This window comes from Paenibacillus sp. N22P23 (assembly GCF_059383735.1).
Window position 1 is genome coordinate 228,708 of record NZ_JBXENT010000004.1, and the last position, 20,685, is coordinate 249,392.

The 20,685-nt window shown below is 50.1% G+C and carries 17 protein-coding genes; 1 reads left to right on the top strand and 16 read right to left on the bottom strand.

Annotated elements, in window-relative coordinates; genetic code table 11:
* Positions 1-139: 139 nt before the first annotated feature.
* The gene (gene cysC / locus AC506A_RS19165; protein ID WP_495462607.1) at positions 140-751 is read left to right on the top strand and encodes an adenylyl-sulfate kinase; all 612 of its coding nucleotides are present in this window, start codon (positions 140-142) and stop codon (positions 749-751) included.
* 854 nt (positions 752-1,605) lie between these two features.
* Here the strand turns inward: cysC and AC506A_RS19170 are convergent.
* The 16 genes from AC506A_RS19170 to AC506A_RS19245 all read right to left on the bottom strand — a co-directional run bounded on the left by AC506A_RS19170 (position 1,606) and on the right by AC506A_RS19245 (position 20,672).
* A complete protein-coding gene (locus AC506A_RS19170) occupies positions 1,606-3,411 on the bottom strand; it encodes an ABC transporter ATP-binding protein (protein WP_495462608.1) in 1,806 nt (601 codons plus the stop codon).
* A gap of 13 nt (positions 3,412-3,424) precedes the next feature.
* Positions 3,425-4,366, bottom strand: a complete 942-nt coding sequence (locus AC506A_RS19175) for an aldolase (protein WP_495462609.1) — start codon at positions 4,364-4,366, stop codon at positions 3,425-3,427.
* Positions 4,367-4,442: 76 nt separating this feature from the next.
* Positions 4,443-4,583, bottom strand: a complete 141-nt coding sequence (locus AC506A_RS19180) for a paeninodin family lasso peptide (RefSeq protein ID WP_495462610.1) — start codon at positions 4,581-4,583, stop codon at positions 4,443-4,445.
* Positions 4,584-4,612: 29 nt separating this feature from the next.
* The gene (locus AC506A_RS19185; protein WP_495462611.1) at positions 4,613-6,553 is read right to left on the bottom strand and encodes an asparagine synthase-related protein; all 1,941 of its coding nucleotides are present in this window, start codon (positions 6,551-6,553) and stop codon (positions 4,613-4,615) included.
* A gap of 68 nt (positions 6,554-6,621) precedes the next feature.
* Positions 6,622-7,788 (bottom strand): nucleotidyltransferase domain-containing protein, encoded by a 1,167-nt coding sequence (locus AC506A_RS19190; RefSeq protein WP_495462612.1) that lies wholly within the window; start codon positions 7,786-7,788, stop codon positions 6,622-6,624.
* Positions 7,789-7,812: 24 nt separating this feature from the next.
* On the bottom strand, positions 7,813-8,259 hold the full coding sequence (locus AC506A_RS19195; RefSeq protein WP_495462613.1) for a lasso peptide biosynthesis B2 protein: 447 nt from the start codon (positions 8,257-8,259) through the stop codon (positions 7,813-7,815).
* A complete protein-coding gene (locus AC506A_RS19200) occupies positions 8,243-8,545 on the bottom strand; it encodes a lasso peptide biosynthesis PqqD family chaperone (RefSeq protein ID WP_495462614.1) in 303 nt (100 codons plus the stop codon). Before AC506A_RS19200 ends, AC506A_RS19195 begins: the two co-directional genes overlap by 17 nt.
* Before the next feature lie 2 nt (positions 8,546-8,547).
* Positions 8,548-9,447, bottom strand: a complete 900-nt coding sequence (locus AC506A_RS19205) for an aldolase (protein WP_495462615.1) — start codon at positions 9,445-9,447, stop codon at positions 8,548-8,550.
* A 124-nt stretch (positions 9,448-9,571) separates the two neighbouring features.
* Positions 9,572-9,703: a paeninodin family lasso peptide gene (locus tag AC506A_RS19210; RefSeq protein ID WP_143111553.1), complete on the bottom strand. Its 132-nt coding sequence runs from the start codon at positions 9,701-9,703 to the stop codon at positions 9,572-9,574.
* A gap of 225 nt (positions 9,704-9,928) precedes the next feature.
* On the bottom strand, positions 9,929-11,866 hold the full coding sequence (locus tag AC506A_RS19215; RefSeq protein ID WP_495462616.1) for an asparagine synthase-related protein: 1,938 nt from the start codon (positions 11,864-11,866) through the stop codon (positions 9,929-9,931).
* Entirely contained in the window at positions 11,863-13,107 is a 1,245-nt protein-coding gene (locus tag AC506A_RS19220) for a sulfotransferase family protein (protein WP_495462617.1), read from the bottom strand. The genes AC506A_RS19215 and AC506A_RS19220 overlap by 4 nt, the downstream gene beginning before the upstream one ends.
* A gap of 44 nt (positions 13,108-13,151) precedes the next feature.
* Entirely contained in the window at positions 13,152-16,094 is a 2,943-nt protein-coding gene (locus tag AC506A_RS19225) for a chitobiase/beta-hexosaminidase C-terminal domain-containing protein (RefSeq protein ID WP_495462618.1), read from the bottom strand.
* 21 nt (positions 16,095-16,115) lie between these two features.
* Positions 16,116-17,456 (bottom strand): UDP-glucose dehydrogenase family protein, encoded by a 1,341-nt coding sequence (locus AC506A_RS19230; protein ID WP_495462619.1) that lies wholly within the window; start codon positions 17,454-17,456, stop codon positions 16,116-16,118.
* A gap of 51 nt (positions 17,457-17,507) precedes the next feature.
* Complete coding sequence (locus tag AC506A_RS19235; RefSeq protein WP_495462620.1) at positions 17,508-18,878, bottom strand: sugar phosphate nucleotidyltransferase; 1,371 nt, start codon at positions 18,876-18,878, stop codon at positions 17,508-17,510.
* A gap of 55 nt (positions 18,879-18,933) precedes the next feature.
* The gene (locus tag AC506A_RS19240) at positions 18,934-19,902 is read right to left on the bottom strand and encodes a polysaccharide pyruvyl transferase family protein (RefSeq protein WP_495462621.1); all 969 of its coding nucleotides are present in this window, start codon (positions 19,900-19,902) and stop codon (positions 18,934-18,936) included.
* Between the two features lie 218 nt (positions 19,903-20,120).
* On the bottom strand, positions 20,121-20,672 hold the full coding sequence (locus AC506A_RS19245) for an acyltransferase (protein ID WP_495462622.1): 552 nt from the start codon (positions 20,670-20,672) through the stop codon (positions 20,121-20,123).
* Positions 20,673-20,685: the final 13 nt, after the last annotated feature.

A 20,685-nucleotide genomic window follows, 5' to 3' on the forward strand; every position in this document is an offset into this window, starting at 1 on the left:
CAGAATACATCAACAGTTACAGCGCTTTCAACCCAATTTTTTCAAATCTACCCGATTTCTTGACGTTCCTAGTTGATTCGAGTACTTCCTCTACGTTTAAATAATGAGGTGTACAGGTTTTGGAGGGAGAGAGCAAACTTTGGATCATAAGAGCGACAATATTACATGGCACAATTCCAATATCTCCAGGGATGATCGTCAGAAGAGGAATCGTCACAGAAGCTGTACGTTATGGTTGACGGGTTTATCGGGTTCCGGAAAATCGACGCTGGCGTTTGCACTGGAGAAGGAACTGTATGCTAGAGGAATTGCATCTTACGTACTCGATGGGGACAATATTCGGCATGGACTTAATCGCGACCTCGGATTCTCCAATGAGGACCGCCAAGAAAACATTCGCAGAATCGGTGAAATTTCTAAGTTGTTCGTGGATGCCGGACTCGTCGTGCTGGCAGCGTTTATCTCTCCAAGTGAGAAAGACCGTCTCATGGTCAGAGAAATGCTTCAACCGGGGGATTACAACGAAATTTACGTAAAATGTTCGCTGGCGGAATGCGAGAAGAGAGATCCAAAAGGCTTGTACCTTAAAGCAAGAAGCGGACAGATCCCCAACTTCACGGGGATTAGCGGGCAGTATGACATCCCAAGCGCACCTGAGCTCATTATTGATACGGAACAATTAACGATTGAGCAATCCATTGCCGCTATACTAAAATACCTCGACGAACGAAAGGACCTCGCAAGCAATTAAACCTCTGCTGGACATAATCTTGACAATAGAGGGAGCCAAGCGGCTCTCTCTCAGCATGTAGAGAACTCTACTACCTTCACCTATCTTTCGCTCCAATGCCCACGTCTCCAGAGGCTTGACGAATCGACAATACAATCCCCATCCCAAGGCGGAGGGGTGGTATTCTAAAGGTTGGGAGAGCGCTTATATGGCAGGATTTCTTGCCACCAGGAACCTAACGAATCGTATGGAGCTTTGTCAAGTGTTGAAAAACTCGATGTAGCGATATATTCCTGGTAGGCCTGCTGTTTTGTTCGATAAGTTGGCTTACAAACGATGATTTCTTTTTAGTATGCTGCCTTTGCCGCTGCTCACCCATGTGAACACCTCCTGCTAAGACCCAGGTGTCCAGGGCATGCTGCTCTAACGAATTGTAGAGGCCTTATTTTGTAGAAATGGGCACCTCCGATATTCTAACGAATCACAGAAGCCTTATTTAGCAGAATTCAGCAGAAATGCAGTGGTTTTGGAGCAAATAAGACCTGTAGGATTAGCATTCCAAAACGTGTTTTTGGGGGCAAATAAGGTCAAAATCCCCCTATTTCCGCCCGCAAACCTGCAAATAGCGTCTCTACGATTCGATTTCATTTTTTTTGACTCTAACGGTTACCAGAGACCTTATTTGTCCTTTTACAGGCGGATACCATACCTAAATCGCGAAATAGCTTCTCTGGCAACCGTTACAATTTGGGGCCGCCGCAAAAACGAAGATTAGGCTCTCTGGCAACCGTTAGACTTCGGGAAGCGACTTTCTCGGGCAGTGGTTTCTAGTACTCTGGTTAACAGACCTCGAAGGAGCCATTCAGCTCCCTCTGTTAAGGCACACGTTTATCCGATTGAAAATGTAACAACTTGCTAAACGTGCCTTTCATATCCGCGGAAAGCTGCTGAAAGCCTCCTTTCTGAATGACTTCACCTTTCTCCAATACGACGACTTGATCCGCGCTGCGTATGGTAGACAGCCTGTGAGCAATGACAATAATGGTCATTCTCCCCCTTAAACGATCAAGCGCGCCTTGAATTTGGGCTTCATTTTCACTGTCTAAGGCGCTGGTTGCTTCATCCAGAATTAGAATGCTCGGCTTCCTTAATACCGCCCGAGCCAGCACGATCCGCTGCCGTTCCCCGCCTGAAAGTCTAACTCCGCGGTCACCTAGTACGGTATCCAGTCCCTGCGGCAGGTTTCGAACAAATTCATCCGATGCAGAGAACTGCAATGCCTCCCACATTTGTGCTTCCGTTGCTTCCGGAGCGGCAATCAACAGATTTTCCCTGATGCTTGCATGAAACAAGAATGGATCCTGTGAGACGTAACTGACGGATCTCCTAAGCACGAAGCTGTCGTCACTGGCAAGATTGCGTCCGTCTACCATGACCTCTCCCTCATCCGGTTGAATAAGTCCGATTATGATATCGATCAAGGTGCTTTTCCCGGCACCGGATTTTCCAACGATAGCTGTCATCCGATTAACCGGAATGGACAGATTGATATTCTGAAGAGCATAAGTGGATTGGCTTCCATTGTAACGATAAGAGATTCCTCGGCACTCAATTCCTTGCTCCATGCTTACCGGATCTCCGCCCGCCGGAAAGTCATGCACTTCCAATTCCTTTGCCAAGTCGCAATCCTTCTGAAGATCTGCAAGGCTCTTAAACGCGGGAAGCGTTTGGGCAATTTGTTCCCAATTAGACTGCAAGGTCGAAAACTTCGGCCAAAGACGGGAAAATATGATGATGATCAGCATGAGCTTCTCAGCCTGCACTTGAAACACTTGCAGAGATACGTAAACAAACAGCGTAATGATAATGACGGATGCCACTTTATAAATGTACTGGGACGTAGCCTGCGTTTTCCCAAAGTGAACGAGGTTATGCTCCATTTTGCCGCAAAGCGCGCGAAACCATGTCAAATGCTGTGCTTCTGATCGATTGCTTTTAATATCTTTCATGCCGTTAAAATGATCGGTCATCCCGCCCATATAACTTTGGGCAAGATCAGAGGTTTCATCCCCGATGCTTTTGGAACGTTTAATGAACCGGCTTGCATACACGGCCAGCACTAAACCGCAGATCAAGACCATAACCGTCAGTTGTGCCGACAACCACAGCGCAAAGCCGATTTGTACCGCGGTAAACAGAATTGTGGTCATTAAACGCATCACGAGAAAGGCGCCTTGGCTGACACGCGACAGTTCATTGGTCATGATATTATAGAAATCCGATCTTCTTCTTTGCAGATAGAACGCCCATTTGGCCTGCAGCAATCCCTGATAGATTTCCATTCGAAGGTACCTTATAAACCCATGCTGAATGTCCAGGTTCAAATGCGTCTGCTTTCGCTGCAAATGAGCCTGACCTGCAATTAATAGAATGAACCCCCCTAGAACAACAAGCAGTCTCATTCCGTCCGGTATAGCCTCTAACGGTTTCACCAAAACAGCAACGAAAGGGATTCCATCCGTGTTCAAACCCAAAACCCCAATTAAACCAAGCACCGGAATCAACAGAAAGATTCCAATACCCTCCAGAAAGCTGATCACCATCATACCGAATAGATTGATATAGAGCTTGGTGCCGGCAAAGTGATGCATTTTTTTAATATATAGCAGCAGATGCTCCATTTTTCATTTCCCCCTATCCGTGCGAAATCCATATTCCTTCTTCAACCGTATTTAGGATTCGGCTTACTAAATCGTAGGCAGTAAATCTCTCAGCCGGTCTGCATAATTGGTACATGTTAATGCGATTGACAATCGAGACGGAGGCAGAGAAATGCCACTGATCCAAGCCAAGCTGAGGAATCAGAAAATGGCGGTAGGTATGAAATCGGATGGTAGGAAGTCTCTCAAGCCCTTGGAGATGGCGAAGTTCCGTGCCACTCCTGTCCGTCTTCACGAGTTCGAAGATACCTGCCAGAGGGACCGGCTCCTTGCAAAACATTGACGCTGCGGGTATCGCATATTTGGTCTCGTACAGCGGAACATAACGATCGGATTGCATGCCAAGCATGTCGATGCTCTCCTGCCAAAGCTTCTGCTGCGGGTAAGAGGGAATGACGACGGGGACTCGGTCGCGGTTCAACGTTACGGCAATCACGTCGTCGGTAAGAAGCGGATAGCCGCGTTTGAGAAAGGCGGCGGCAAGGGTGGATTTGCCCGCGCCGGAATCGCCGACGAATGCATAAGCCTTTCCGTTAATAACAACGGCGCTTCCATGTAAGGGCATCATCTTACGCTGGAACAGCAGCGCACCCATGCAGGTTCCTAGCAAATATAGCCGAACAACGGTATCCTCCGCTCCGATTGCCTGCGAGACGGTGATCCGGTTCCCTCCCCGGACTCTGTAAATGGCCGTGCCTACTATGTTCAGCATAAGATCATCGCCTTCAAGAGCATAATAATCGTCGCTGTCACTGCCGCTGCGTTCGTTCCAGGCTTGATACAAGTCATCCTTGTCGATATAAACATCCACTTCGCATGTTTGTTCCTCTTCCCGAAGCAGCTCCGGCAAGGCGATTTCACTTGCTATCATCAGCCCAAATGCTCTATAAATCGTTCGTTTGACCGCAGGTTTCATCTTCCTCACCTCAATGAGGCCCTTATACGCTTTTCTTCGTATAAGGGCCAATTGGTTTGCCATATATCAGGTGCATTTAGGATTCAAATGCGTGCCCATTGTTAGAACCCTTGCCGTTCTTGTCCGGGAATACACCATTCGGTCCACCCATCGTCATGCTTACGTCGAGTACTTCCAGCATTGGTTGCTGCCATTCTTTCCGTGTTTGCTTTTCCATATGTATCACCTCCCTTCAAATGGAATCAATCACGTAAATTGCTTCAAGAACCGGTAAGCTATCAAGCCGCGCATTAATAATCTCGCATCTGGATCGTATGCATGCTTCGGATGGGGTGCATGCCCGATTTTCTCAAGCGATGCCTTGATTTGATCTACGTTCAAATAATGCGAGGCCATGGGATCCCGGCAAAGCTTCCGAAGCTCTTCGTTAAATAAGTTCCATATCGGAATCATGCGATGGACCCAATCCGCTCCTTGAACGCCGTGAATGCGTTGGTTTAACCGTACTTCATCAGGCAAATACGATTCGGTTGCCCTCCGGACGAGCGATCGGTCCATCCCGTTCTGTACATACTGTTCGATCGGCACGGACAGGCAGAAGCGTACCACTCTCGGATCGGAGGTCGGGTCCCTTTCCCAAACGCCATAGCGCAGGGAAAACTTGGTTACAGATGTGCCTTGATGGTTTGAGGTTGCCAAATTTCTGAATTGATAGTCTCTCGCTTCGAATTCATCGAAGGTTGCCCCGCCTAAGCCGACGTCATGGTGTTTAAGCTTTTCAAAGACATTTGTTCTTGCGGCCAAAGCCGGATGGATGAGATTTCGAATTTCGTTCTTCGGTTCCTTGGCGTAAAAAGATCTGGTCGCAAATGGAAAGGCTTGTTTAGCGATAATGGGCAGCAGCCGGGATCTTCCAATATTCATCTGTCTCCCGTAGTGCTTTAGCTCGCGGTAAAAATGGAACAAGCGCAGCTTCCTTAAAAGCTTGGCGTAGTAGTCCATGGCCGGTCCCCAAGAAACGGTGTAATTCCCACGTGCGCCCGTAAGCAGCACGCCGACCCCATCCTGCCGCGCTTTTTCAAGAATCCCTTTGATCCAGAACGAATTCTCGAAGAACTTATAAGGAGCTTCCAGAAGTTCGACCAAGTCGTCGATTTCCCCGAACGAGTTCCTGTCCGAAAAATCCAAGCCGTTGTGCGATATATTCCCTACGTGACGTACCGTGGCTCCAATGTGCGGACTTTCGTCGGCCATCATGCTTCTCGAAGTCCAATCCACGAAATCGGGCGAAGGAACGAAACTGTAGGTATGCAATGATTTCCCTTCCTTACGCAAGGGGTCAGCGGCAAAGCTTATGACTGCGCCTGAATCCAATCCACCGCTTAAGCTTGCGCCGACCGAACGGAATGTCCTAAGCTTCGATGTGACGGCCTCCTGAAAAACATCGCGAAATGCTTCCTCGTATTCGCCGTTTGATTTCAGCCGAAGCTGATCCCGGGGCGCTTCCAGCGTCTCGTACTGCTCTAGCGTCATTTTACAATCCTGGGCCGTAAAGCTGTGTGCCGGAGGAATTTGCTCGATATTACGGTATACTGACCCGTTCACGTCGACGGAATCGAGAATAATGGGAATGGCCAAAAACTCTGCAAACCATGACTCATTAAGCTCCTTCCTGGCGCCGGTGATCTCGAATAACGGATTGACCGCCGTGCAAAAAGCGAACTGCCGCTCTTGACGTTGATAATAGAGCGTGCGGTTTCCCAATAAGTCGCGTGCTCCGAAAAGAAGACGCTTCTTCTCATCCCAGATGACAAAAGCGAAATCGCCGATCAAATAGCGTGGGACTTCCTTTCCCCACTTCAGGTACGCCGACAAAATAAGCTCGCTGTCCGTCATCCCTTTCCGACGGGAATAATCAATCTGCAGCCGGTTAAACAATTCGTCCCGGTTGTCAATGATCGCATCCGCGGTAATGGCCAGTTTATTTAGCTCATCATAGAACGGCAGACGTTCATGAACCGATTCCGGTGTAATCCACTGGGCATGGCATCCCAGAAATACGGACCCGCCATGCCAGGTTTGCACATCATCGGCCGGATATCTTTGCAAAGCTTGCATAAGCTTCATGCTATCTTCTATCGATACAGTCTCTTCGTTGTAACAAAGAATACCTGCAATTGCGCTCATGTTTGCCTCCGAGGTGCTTGTCATTCTTCTATGTGCGGTCATGTCATACTTGAATAGGCCGGGTTCCTTTAAGCTTCCTGCCTCATTTGCCGCCATAACCAGACGAACGGTCTTAAGGGAAAGTATAGAAAATGTAATTGTTTCGGAAGCGGCATCGCCTCCGTATCCCTGAAGCTGGGATATAATTGGCCAACTATATAAACCGACTTTTGCCGGGTCGTTTTCAATGCAAACAAGTAACGTTTATAGGTCTTGGCTAATTCTTGGGAGCTCGGCACAGGCGAGAAAGCGACGATATCCCGGATGAAATAGAGCGAACGTTGAGCCAACTCGCGATGGTTGCTAGTGATCATTGGTTTGGTTGAGCTTGGTATCGGCGTGCCAAGCAGTGCGGAAGCAAGAATTAGAGCCTGTCCTCCAAGCTGAATACATTCATAGCGTCGCATAAGCGAGATGAGCGTTTCAAAGTTTACACCTTGGCGCACCAAGCGATCAATATCCTCCAGCCAGCGGAGCCTAAACCAGCCGTGACGGGCGCCGTGCGAGACCAGATACATGAAGAGATCTTCGCTTCCTAGCATATAAATCTCATTCCTCGTAAGCGTACTGCGTCTTCTCCGTTCCCAGAGCTCCTCGAATGAAGGTTCTTTGCCCATGTCGGAATTGAGACGCCAATGAAGCTCCACTTGAATTCTCGTTTGCGGGTGCGTATAGGAGATATGATGCATCTTCCACTTCCAATTGAATAACCGCGGAGCATGACTATCGCTCTCATAACCGAGCTTGGTCAACATCTCTTCTGCCTTCTCCACACCGTCCATTGGGACCAGAATGTCTAAATCCTTGGACGTTCGGAGCGAAACATCACCATATAGCAGATCGGCAAGCACCGGTCCTTTAAGAACTAATGAAGGAATCCCTCGGTCCTGAAAGGAGCTGCACACAAGGCCCATTTCGCCGCTTAAACGGAGCATCTGAAACGTATTTTTACCGTAATCCTGATGAAGGGCTTGCAAGACATCGGCAGGAATCCCGTTGTTGTTCTTCAGCTTCGAATACAGCTGCGGATAGACGCGATGATGTCGGATCAGCTTCAGAAGTTGATTCCAATCGATGTCAGGCATCGATGGTTTGCCCCATTGCTGCGCTTGATCGGCATCCATCTGCATGAACGCCAGCATGATGTTTAATTCTTCAGGAATAGCGCTTAGATCCAGAGTACGATTGTTCTCCATAACGGGACACCTTCATTCCTTTCCTTACGTTTTGTCTGTTCCGAATGAAGCCACCATCGTGAACATCTTCATCTCCTCGGCTCCGGTCACATAGAATGGCCCGCTTCGAAGCCAGGCATGCGCGATCATGTTCCCTTGCTCATCCCTCGCCGTACCTAGGTAGAGTGTGCTTTCAATCCGGCGCCGTTTCAGCATTTTCTTGGCTGCGATCGCTCTGACCATACACTGGCTTTCCCAGATGGTATGACGACTCATCAACTGGATCGCCTGGGCAATTTGGCGAATCGGCATTTCGGTTGACGGATCATGCGCGAGCGGCGTTTCGTACATACGTCTGCCCAATGATGGCGCGAGCCGGGAGAACGGTAAGGTCTTCAATACACGTGCCCAGCCTAAGTAAATGAACGCTTCGAGCAGGAACCGTTTCTTCTCCGCAGGCAGAGCGAGAAACTTCCTAACGATGCGCTTCAAGGTTCCGAACCTCGATCAGCGATTCCTGATGCATTTTCCGAAGGAAAGCGTCAACCTGTTCCTCACAGGCAGCCCGTGTAACGTTATATTCCAATAGGAGCTTGTCTACCAATTGGCTGGCCGTAAGCGGTGAAGCGATGAGCTCCCAAATTCGGCCGCCAATCATGCCGAGATTGTAATATTTCCCGCTATCGATGCTGAACATCACCTTCTCCCCGTTCATGTCACTCACAATGCTGCCCGGCGATTGGATAATTTGTTGTTCCGCCAAGTTCACGTTCGTCATGTTTATACGCCTCCTTCTTCAATGGTACGAATGATCTCAGATGCAAGGTGATGCGCCGTAAATCCGGCTGTCGGCCGCATGAGCTGATAGACATTAACCTGATCAGCCAGGCTGGACGAAACCTTGAAATGCCACTGCGCAAGGCCCAGTCGCGGGATCAGCATATTTCGGTACGTATGCATCAGCACGATACGCAGCCGATCCAAATTGGACAACCGTCTGATCGAAACGGCTGCCTCTGATTCCGACTTCACCAGTTCAAACACTCCTGCAAGTGGGACGGGCTCATTACAAAATCTTGAAAGCACCGGTACGGCATATTTCGTCGTTTCCCGATAAACCGATTGATAGTTCCCGGATGCCAGTCCCAGCTGATCGATACTTTCCTGCCACAGCTTCTGCTGCGGATAGGACGGCATAACGACAAGCCTTCCGCCTTCGCCTGTAAAGGAAACCGCGATGACATCGTCACTTATTAGCTCATACCCCATGCCCACCAAAGTAGCGGCAAGCGTTGATTTGCCGGCTCCCGACTCGCCAAGAAACGCGTAGGCTTTGCCGCCTATCATTATGGCGCTTCCGTGCAAAGGCAGCACATTGCGTATCATGAGCAGTGCGCCCAAACAAGTACCGAGCAAATATACACGAACCTTCTCCGGATCTGCGCCGGCAAGCGGTGCTACTGAAATTCGATATCCGTCTTCGATGCAATACATGGCTGTCTCCGGAATAAGGAACAGGAATCGGCCGTCTTTGTACAAGAAGTTACTGCCGCCAAGCTCGAGCTCTTCCAACAACTTGTCTGGGTCAGCCGCTTCAATGACAACATCCGGGTGCTCCCGTTCCTTCATTGGACCGGATACAGGTAATTCAGGCAGCGGGATTGAACTAGATATCCGCATGCCGAAAGCCTTATATATCGTGTGTTCTCTGGCAGATATCAGATCAACCACTCCTTTCAGGGGAATAATAAGAAATCCCTTATACAATCCGGTGCGCGGATTGTATAAGGGCGTTGACCCGAACCTAGCTCGGGTTATAGATGTCCATATCGTCCGTTGTTACGAAGTCAATATTCGTCATACCTTTTCCATACATCGTTTCGCTTACGTCAAGCATTTCAACAGTCGGAACTTGCCATTCTTTTTTGTTCGTCATGGTTTTTCACCCCCTTTCAATGGAGTAAACGAGTTTTATAGATATTTTTAAAGAAAGTTATAAGGAAGAGCTTCAGGGATCAGGGATGTGCCTCCGGCCGCTGTTGATATTGTGTTCTCTATGATGAGATTAGAAGGTAACAACACACTATCAAAGGCGGCACGTAAACTCTCCGGCACATCCCCTTTCTCCCTTACGCAACTTTTAGTTGCTTCTTAAAATCTTCTAAAATCGTTTTAGAAACCGGTAGATGATCAGGCTGCGCATGAGCATTCTCATTTCCGGATCGAAAGCATGTTCCGGACGCGGGGATTCACCAAGCCGTGACACCGCATTCCGGATACGATCGACGTGTAGGTACCCGCTTGCGATAGGATCCGTGCAAAGCTGCCGGAGTTCATCGGTCAACGGCCTCCAGGAAGGCATGATACGGTGAACCCAATCCGCTCCCTGAATGCCGCGAATGCGCTGATTCAGCCTTACCTCGTCGGGCAAATAGTGTTTCGTCGCCCTTCTAATCAGCGCGCGATCCAAGCCATCCCGGACATATTGTTCAATCGGGACCGAGAAGCAGAACCGAACGACTCTGGGATCGCAGGTTGGATCGCGTTCCCATGCGCCGTAACGCAAGGACAATTTCGTTGCCGAAGCGCCGTTCTTGTTGCCAACGGCAAGGCTTTGCATCTTCTCCTTGCGCAGCTCCAGCGGATCGCTAATCGTAGAGCCATTCACGCCAATTCGATTCTCCTGCAACTTGGCGAACACATCCGTTCGTCTGGCAAAATCGGGATGAATCAGCATCGTCGGAATATCGGACTTACCGCCTTGCTGCGGACCTTTATCCAGCATCGGAAACGCCTGCTTGCCGATCACGGATAGTAAACGTGATCTGCTAATCCCTTTATTAGCGCTGTACAGCCGAAGCTCCCGCATGAATTGCAGCCATTTCAGCTTTCTTAGCAGCGTCGCGTAATAATAAAGAGCGGGTCCCCACGAAACGGTAAAGTTCCCTCTTGCACCGGTGAGCAGAACCCCTGCACCTTGTCCGCCGGCTCGCTCATGTATCCCTTTCAACCAATAGGAATTCTCGAAGAACTTGTAAGGCATCTCGAGAATATCCAGCCATTCGTCGACTTCGGAGAATGGGCTGATGCCTTCGAAATCCATAGCCTGGTGCGAAATATTGCCGACATGGCGAACCGTGGCTTCGATGAACCGGCTTTCGTCCGCTTCTGTGCTTCTCGGCGTCCAATCGGTGAAATCGCTCGTTGGAATGTAGCTGTACGCATACAATGGCTTCCCTTCCTCACGCAGCGCACGTGCTGCGAAGCTTGCGACAGAACCGGAGTCCAGGCCCCCGCTTAACGTTGCCGCTACTTGACGATGCGTGCGCAGCCTTGACCTTACCGCTTCGTCGAATACCTCCCGGAATGCTTCCTCATACTCATGGCTGGATGTGAGCCGAAGCATGGAACTCGGTTCCAATGAGCCATACCCAGAGAGCGAAACGCATCCATCCGATACCGTAATCGTATGGGCCGGCGGCAGCTGATGAATATTCCGGTAAGGCGTAGAAGTGACATCGGTAGACTCGAACATTTCCGGGATTGCCATAAACTCCGCAAGCCAAGGCTCATGAAGCTCTTTGACAACTTCCGGTAAAGCGAATAACGGAGCAATCGTCGTACCGAAGGCAAACCGATCGCGACCGTGAACATAATAGAGTGAGCGATGTCCAAGCAAATCTCTTGCACCGAACAGTTCCCGCTTTCCCATGTCCCAGATCACAAAAGCGAAGTCGCCGATTAGATATTCCGGAGCCTTCCGCCCCCATTTCCGATAGGCCAGCAGAATAAGCTCGCTGTCCGTTATCTTGCTGCGATGAGCCGGATAAACCTGCAGCAGCTCCAATAATTCCCGGCGGTTATCAATGATGGCATCGGCCGTAATCGCGAGCTTCCTCTCCGCATCATAATAGGGCAATCGCTCCCCTACCGATTCGGGGGTAATCCACTTGGCTCGGCACCCCAGGAATACCGCACCGCTCGTCCACGTTTGAACATCGTCGGCATCGTACCGCTGCATGGCTTCCATCATTTCGTCTCTGTCCCTGCTCCAGACCGGATGCCCGTTATACTGATAAATGCCGACTATGGCGCTCATTTGTTCAGCCTGCTGTTATTGAAGTAGGTCGAAGCAAGCTGGGACAAACGATTGCCGAAGGGAATCAACATTTTCAACCGATTCGCTTTTCTCCTCATGGTGTCCAGCTGCAGTTTCAACTGTCTTCGCTCTTTGGCGCTATTCTCCAAACGTTTCTCAAGCATACGCACAGTCATTTGCAGTTGAAGCTCTTCCGGGTGCAGCCATCTATCGTCATTGAATTGGTCCGGGATAACCAAGCTCCCTAATGCACCCGGATCCGTTCTCATCTCATAGCCCGCTTCCCACCTGCAGCCCGTTGCATCGACCAATTGCTTGGTGTACAGCTCAATCAGCTCCGTATCCGGTTCAAGCTCGAAGCGTACACCCGTCAGCTTCTCGGCTTCAGCCAGCTCCTCGCTATACCCAAGATCATGGAAGATCTGAGCGCCAAGCACCCGGCCGTACATTTCGATCTCCTGCTTATCCAGCACTTCTTTCCAGATCGAAACGGAATCCTGATTCGGCTCCGTATGATTCGCGACGAACGGATCGCCTACCCCCATGCTGAAATACAAGTCAGACTTGGCGGTATTTTTAAAGTTCCCATAGATCTCTAGCCCTTCTTCATAACCAATGCCTAGGAATCGGCAAACCTCAATCATCTGCTCCCTGGGATTGGTCACCAGTTTCTCGTAAGACAACCGGTGCGAGAAGGGATTATCTTGAGCGAAGTAACGGAAATAGCGGAACAATCCGATCGTCAGGTCAGCGAGCTTCATATCGAAAGTCCCGTTCCTCATGTCTTCCCTCAGATTGAAGCTCGTTCCCCGTTGTCCGTTCACCTTCTTATGGGAAGAGAGAACGGCAAACGGGTTACGCATGAGCCAGATCCGCCGAGACTGCGGGAACAGCGCATCCAGAAACTCCAGCAGATAATAGTACCGAGGCGACTTGTCGATCACCATCTCTGCACCGGCGCTGCTTTGCATTAAGCCGTTGTATACCTGGAGGGCAAAAGCTCTGCAAGCCTGCTCAAAGCTGTGCTGCGGCAGCACGCCGTTGTAGAATTGATTAAGGATTCCCGTCCCGCCATAAGCGCGGCGCTGCGGCGATTGCAAATCATACAAGCTCATCAGAAACCACATTTCTTGCGTAGCGAACAGTTTACTGTGATTTTGGAGCATAACCGTGGCCAGAGAGCTCCCGCTCCGCGGCGTACAGAGTAGAAATACAAGGTTGTTGCCGTTCGAATCGACCAAGGTGTACCTCCTTCAAGGCAAGGATTGCGGATCGATCCGCAAGCTTATCCTTTATTGAAATCATAATAAAATTTCGCGCGCTCCCCGAGCATGACCTTATAAATGTCATAGTTCGTATCCATGATGGCTTTCAGATAGTCCTTGTAAGGGCGGTCCGCAACATTAACCAGACCGGAGTTATAGTGCTCTCCTCCTTCGCCCTGCCAGTACCTGCCAAGCCCGGCTTGATCCACATAATTAAACACATGCGCGCCGACTACATAAGGCAGGCTGACCGCACCTTCCACGTAATTGCGATAGCGCATTCCTCTTTGGAATTGATTCGCTGCCGAATTTGGAAGGAGAGGCGCAAGCCCCTGCTCGCTGGTCCCAAAACCGAATTCACTGAACAGAATCGGTTTGCCGCCCGAAATATCGTAGATCTTCTTCAGCTGATCAGGCTCGAGCTTATAGGTGTAATAGTTGATGCTGATGACATCCACGTATTTGCCTTCCACTTTGGCGAGCGCGCTGCTGATTTTCTCATTATGGAACGTTGTCGTAATCCATCGATCTCCAAGGAGGAGATGGTTCGGATCGTATTTGCGGTACGCACGGGAGACCGTTCCGAAGAACGTATCCAGATAGTAGTCGAAGAAAGCTTCCATATCGCGCCATGATTGAGAGGTTGAAACAGGCAGCTCCGCTTCCTTCATCTCATCGAACGATTTAAATGTCGTCTTCCAATTGGCGTTGAATGAGCTGATGGTTTGATACTTGTCCTTCAGCCTCTGGACCAATTTCCCTTTCATGGCAGCAGAGCTCGCTTTGAGCTTCGGCACATGCGTATAAAATTTGTGGAAGTCGTATTCATTATCGATGAAATAACCGATCAGATTCTTATCGTTCTTGTTAGGCGTGAGCGTATTCTTAAATGCCTTATCGATCTGTGCTGCGGCGTCCGGAGCAAAGATATCGAATAACGAGACGCCATTGATTTTGGCCCATGCCATACCGCTAAGCGGCAGCATTCTCACGTAAGGAAGCTTGCCCTCCTCGCCATACTTCTCGGTTGAATAATTGCCTACACCGTTAAAGCCCCACTTGGGGAGCCGGGTTACCGCTTCCGAGTAGATGGCATGCTCAGTCGGGAAAACGCCTTTCTTCCGGAAAACATTCGCCACATAGAACGAATAATTGTCCTGACCGATATACGCGTTTTTGTTCACGCCTTGATTTGGGAGGACGGATTCAAACTTCTGCTCCCTTCCCGTGATTCGGGTGTACGTTTCATGGGCCGTCACGCCGTTCACGGCTAGGCTGAAATAGAGATTCCCGTCAGGTGTCGTCATTACTTTGCGATCACCCATCCGCTGGATTGCGAAGTACCCTTTGGCAGCCAGATTATATTTCTTCGCACTTCCGGCCAACCCGCCATAAGGGTCACGACCTCCCGGCGACTTCAAGCTTCCATAATAAGCAGCGTCTGCCGCGGCGTCCGATGCCAAATCCTTCTCGCTGGTCACCTTCCCCGCGAAATTCGCAGCCTTCATCTGACCGAACCGATCGACAAGAATCTCATTGCTGGCATTCACCGTATATTTGCGGATTGGGCTGGGTAACCAGCCGTCTTTCACTGCATACGTTTCCAGCACGTTATACCCTTGGAGCAGGAGCGGCTTCGAATAATTCATGAAATCGGGCCCTTTGTTTAACCGGTAATAGATGCGTGCCCCTTTCGTAGTCGAGGTCAATTCGGTCTTGACCGAAGTCTCGCTCCGAGAAGTAGCCAGCTTCACCGAAGCCGTATTCTGATTGATGACGACCTTCGAAACTTGAGGTGACCAGGCTTTCGTACCGAGCAATACGATTTTCAAATACCTCGAATGCTCCGGCAGTCCTGAAGCTTCATACGCGTACTGCTGCCAATTCCCGGTCGCATAGCCGACAGGGTTAACCGTCGCGGGAATTTGCTTGTATTGTTTGCCGTCCGAAGAGACAAACATTCGATGTTCCTCAATCGGGTTTCCGGTAAAAAAGCTGCTGTACACCGTAAACGAGTTGATGTCGTAATCCGTATGGTACACCATGCTGCCAGGCGCACTAGTGGTACGCGCGAACCGGCTTTTGTCGTTATCGAAATAACCGGGTTGGTTCTTGATGACATACAGATTGGCACGACTGGCGAGCTGCTTGAAATTATCGAGCGGATCGATCAACCCGATAGGCGGAGCCGGTTTAGGAGCCGGCACATACCGATAGGTCGATACGCCGGTCGCTGCCGACTGCCCCGTACTCGAATGGCTCACAGCTGTTATTTGAAGCAACAGATTATTTACGACCGCGATTGGCGAGCTGTAATGCAAGCGTGTAGCCGAAGTTCTGGGATCACTGCCATCCGTTGTGTAATAGATGGTTTCACCCTTCGCACCTTGATTCAGCATGACCATGCGCCCGTAAGGCACCGTCCCCGAAGGTACGCTGGTCTGCGCACTGGAAGGTCCGTTCAGTACGACCTTGCCGATGGCCGGCGATTTGACGATGCTGCTGCCCTGGTAGACGATTTTCAGAAATTTCGTGCCTGCCGGGAACTTCCTCGATTCGTACACGATGTTAACTGCATCGCTGTCTTCTTCATGAATGTCCGGAATGACCTTGTTATACGTCACGCCATCCTTGGAAATGTAAAAGGACGGATGGTCATAAGTCTTCTTGGCGTTCGGCTGATAATTCGTGTAAACCGCGAATGACCGGAGGTAACCTTCCGCCTTGTATACCATGTTCTCACCTGAAACGCCGCCGCGTTTCACACGGGTCGGATCCGAGGTTTCACCCGGAGCCTTTGTCAGAAAGAGCGTATCCGAATGCTTGTACACCTGCTCCCAATCTCGAAGATGGTCGATTTCAATTTCATAGAATGAAAGCGGAGCGGCGTTCCCTGTAGCGGATAACGGCGTCAAGCAAACCAGCAGTCCGTACAATAACAGCAGTGAAGCATTTTTTCTCACGATAAAGGCCCTCATCATCCTTTAGTAATGTAAAGCCAATACTTCCTCCTTGACGCCTTGATTCAAGCTGGGGCGGCCGATGGAATAGTAGATGAAGGCCGTTCCCGCTAAATCCTCTTCTTTAAAAACATTGCGGCCGTCAATCAGGATAGGCTTTCGCAATACAGATTGCAGCTGATCCAGATCCACATGGATGAATTCATCCCATTCCGTCAACAGACAGAGCGCATCTGCATCCGCTGCCGCTTCCAATGCACCTTCGCACCAAACCACACCATTGTCGCCGTACATACGGCGGAAGTTCGGAATCGCAATCGGATCATACACCTTCACCGTCGCCCCGCTATTCACCAGATGCTGAACGATCTCGAGTGCAGGTGATTCCCTCACGTCGTCGGTGTTCGGTTTAAAAGAAAGTCCCCAGACAGCGATCGTCTTGCCCTGCAGGTTGCCGTCAAATATCATTTCGAGCTTCCGGATCATTTTGAACCGCTGATCCTGATTCACCTCAACCACCGCACGAAGCAACTTGAATTCGTAGTCGACATGGCCGGCAATTTGGATAAGAGCCCGCGTATCCTTCGGGAAACAGGAGCCTCCGTAGCCAATCCCCGCTTTCAGAAACGAATGACCGATCCGGTTGTCGTAACCCATTCCTTTGGCCACCTGGGTGACATCTGCGCCTACCTTCTCGCATATGTTCGCGATCTCGTTAATAAACGATATTTTCGTAGCGAGAAACGCATTGGAGGCATATTTCAGCATCTCGCTGCTGCGAATGTCCGTGATCACGATTTGATCCGTCAGCGGCGCATGCAGCTTGGCGATCGTGTCAGCGGCACGTTGAGAATCGGCACCTATGACGATCCGATCCGGATGAAGCGTATCCTGCACGGCTGAACCTTCTCTCAGAAACTCCGGCAGCGAAATGCTGTCGAACCGTTCATTGGTCAGCCTGCGGATCCGATCTCGTACGCGTTCATTCGTTCCGACGGGAACCGTGCTTTTCACCGCGATGATCTTATACCCGTTCAGCGCTTCAGCGATTTCGTCAGCGGCCTGATCAATATAAGACAAATCCGCCTCGCCGTTAGCCAAGGAAGGCGTTCCGACCGCGATGATCACAATATCCGACAGCTGCACTGCACGGCGCAGATCAGACGTGTAGCTCAGCTTGCCCGCAGCCATATTCTTAAGCGAGAGCTCCTGCAGATCCGGTTCGTAAATAGGTATAGATCCATTTCGCAAAATATCGAGCTTAGCTTGATCCTTATCGACGCAGATGACTTGATTGCCAAGCTCCGCATAACAAACCCCAGACACAAGCCCGACATAACCAGCACCGATAACCGTGATGTTCATCTTCAACAACTCCTTAAAATTTTCGGAGAAAACGCAGCAGCATTCACTTCGTTAGATCATACAGAGCTGCATAATTTCATTCCAATCATGTTCAAGCCGGACGATATCCTCTTCAATGAGCTGCGTACCGGTTTGGATTTCGATAATTTCGATATCCATTAGTGCACGTAAGCTGTGTTTATTTTCCTTCGGAATCAGGAGGACGTCTCCGGTCGTTATGGAAAACCGCTTGCCGTTGAGCACCATTTCTCCGTGTCCGGAAACCACCGTCCACACTTCGTCCCGGAGACTGTGGTACTGATAGCTCAGATTGCTGCCCGCGGAAATAAAGATCCGCTTGGTCAGCACTTCACGGCCATCCGGATAGGTCACGTAATCCAGCACTCGGTATCGGCCCCAACGCCGCTCTTCGTACATTGGACGCTGCTCCGAATGCTTCATGACCTCCTTGATCTGCGGACTTGAAGCTTTGTCTGCAACAAGAATGCCATCCGGGCTTGCCGCCACGATGACATCGGACAAGCCGAGCAGCGTAATCGGAATTTCCAGTTCGTTAATGACATGGGTATTCAACGAATCTTCCGTAATAATGCCTTTGCCAATCAGAGAGGTCTCAATTTCCTCCGTCAGCGTATTCCACGTGCCAAGATCCTTCCAAGGCCCGTCATATTGAATCGCTGCAATCCGATTCGCTTTCTCCACCACTTTATAGTCGAAGCTGATTTTCGGCAGCTTGCTGTACTGTTTCAACATTTCATCGTACTGAATCGGCAGCCCGTTCACGATCAGAATGTTAATGATCAGATCCAATTTGAATGCGAAAACGCCGCAATTCCACAAGGCATCCTGAGCGATCATCTCCGCTGCTTCTTCTTCGCGAGGTTTCTCGCGGAAACTCTGAACATCCATGAAGGGCCGACCGGAATCGCCGTCCTGTCTCGGAATGATATACCCGTATTTCTCAGATGGGTACGTCGGCTTGACTCCCATCAGTGCCAAGTCGGCATCGGAGCTGGCGAGCACATGCTCGAGCTCTTTCAGCTTTTGAAAGAAGCCGATCTCGACGAAAGGGTCGACGGGCATAACGACAATCGCTTCATCCAGACTCACGCCTTCCACCGAATAGAGATAGGTGGCTGCCAGCGCGATGGCAGGGAATGTGTCCCTGCGTTCGGGTTCTACGATCAGGTTGATTTCATTTCCAAGCTGACTTTGAATCATTTCTACCTGAGGTTTGCTCGTCGTGACGTAGGCATGATCCTTCAAATCGGCCTCACCGATTTGTCCCCAGACTCGTTGTATCATGGACTCCAACTGGTCATCGTCTTTTTTCAAGATTTTCAAAAACTGTTTCGACCGGGCGTCATTCGACAGCGGCCACAGCCTTTTCCCCGATCCTCCCGAAAGCAATACGACTTTCATGATAAATCCCTCCTGAGATAGGGAGTTTGACGAAGTCAAACTCTCTTTGCTTAGATCAAACACGCTCCGCAGTACTAGTCTGTTGCGCCAATAGTTTCGCTGACGTTATTCCATTCGTCCAGGTGCGATAGTAGCTGGAATTCTTTCCGTACGAGTTGTCCAGCAGGATATTCGGCTTATCCATGAGACAAGACAGAATATGTCCATGCAGCCTTGAGGTCTGTACGTTCTTGTATTTGCTGAACCGGTTAACGGCTTTGTTCACCAGATAGTCCGTGTATTTGCCCCAGATCTTGCTAACGGGCAACTTGCCGTTGCTTGCTTCGGACATCTTGAAAATAGCGCGAATCGATTTATGCTCAAATCCGCTGAACAGCGTTGCCCAGTCCAGATAGTCGCCTTGGCCTGAAGCTTCAAGCCGTTCCTGCTCTGCCGTCTTCTCGATGTCTATGCGGAGGAAACAAAGCAATTCTTTCTCCGGGCTCGTATGGCTCCGAATCGGCCATAACTGGTGAGCCATATCCGGCGATAGATAGACATGACAGGTCGTGAATTTCACGGAAGCCATCTCCTGCGAGTAGATGTCGCGAACGTAGAGATGCAAATCCTTATGCTTGTTAAAGATCCTTGCCGTCTTATCAAATTCAGCCTCGTTCTTGTAGAAAATCGTCTGCGGCAGCATGACCACGCGATGATCGGGATAATCGGACACGATTTTCTCGCGCAGCTTCTGGTGAGCCGGATACAAGTCGCCGAAGTTCCCGCCGCCGTGCAGCACGATGATATGATCCTTAGGAATACTCAACCCGCTCGGGAAATCGAGCACGCTATACCTGGCCTGGACGCGAATACGATTATCTTTGAAGAATGCTTCGGTTCCTTTCATAATCAACAAATCCCCGCCATTACCATGAACCGGATAATCGATGTAATAGATCTTGGAATGTGGCGGAATCACCTGCAAAATCTGCCTAAGCTTGTCCTTGAGCTCGTCCATCGGATGAGCAAACTGTACGCTTTCCATCAATCCGTCTCCTTTGTGTCTCTTCTCTCTCTCTCTGAGAGCTTGTTCAAAAAGCGAGTGCTGCAGGGATCAGGGATGTGCCTGCGGCCGCTGTTGATATTGTGTTCTCTAGGATTAGACTAGTAGGTAACAACACACTATCAAAGGCGGCACGTAAACTCTCCGGCACAATCCCTTTCTCCCTTCCGCACTTTTTGAACAAGCTCTATTTCGCTCCGTCACTTGTTCCACTTCACGTTCCTCTTAAGAGGCTTCGCCGGGACGCCTGCGACAAGCGTGCGGGCTGGCACGTCTCTCGATACGACCGACCCTGCAGCCACAACGGCGCCTTCCCCGATCGTGACACCTTTCAAAATAATCGCTTTGTTTCCGATCCAGACATGATCTCCGATGATTGTCGGCCTGGTTGCCACGCTTCCCTCGATGCAGTGATAGTCCGTATCCATAATGGTGACATCCCATGAGATGGCGCAGTGACTGCCGATTTTCACCTGCTTCTTGCATCTGATTTCGGTTCTTCGATTAATGAAGGTGTGATCGCCGATCTCGATGACGGCTTCGTTCGAATCCAAGTAAAACCCGGTATGTTTGTGCAGGATGACGTAATCGCCAATGAAGAGCTTAGCTCGTTTGGCCTTCGATACCGTCATGCTTCCGCCTACCCGCAGCAGTTTCCCGCATTGATCGACATGCCTCCGAAACAACAGGCCGAGCAATACGCGATAACCGAATTTGAAGTAGTCCCTGATGCTTCTCTTGCTTTTGTTCATTCCGGTATTGCCG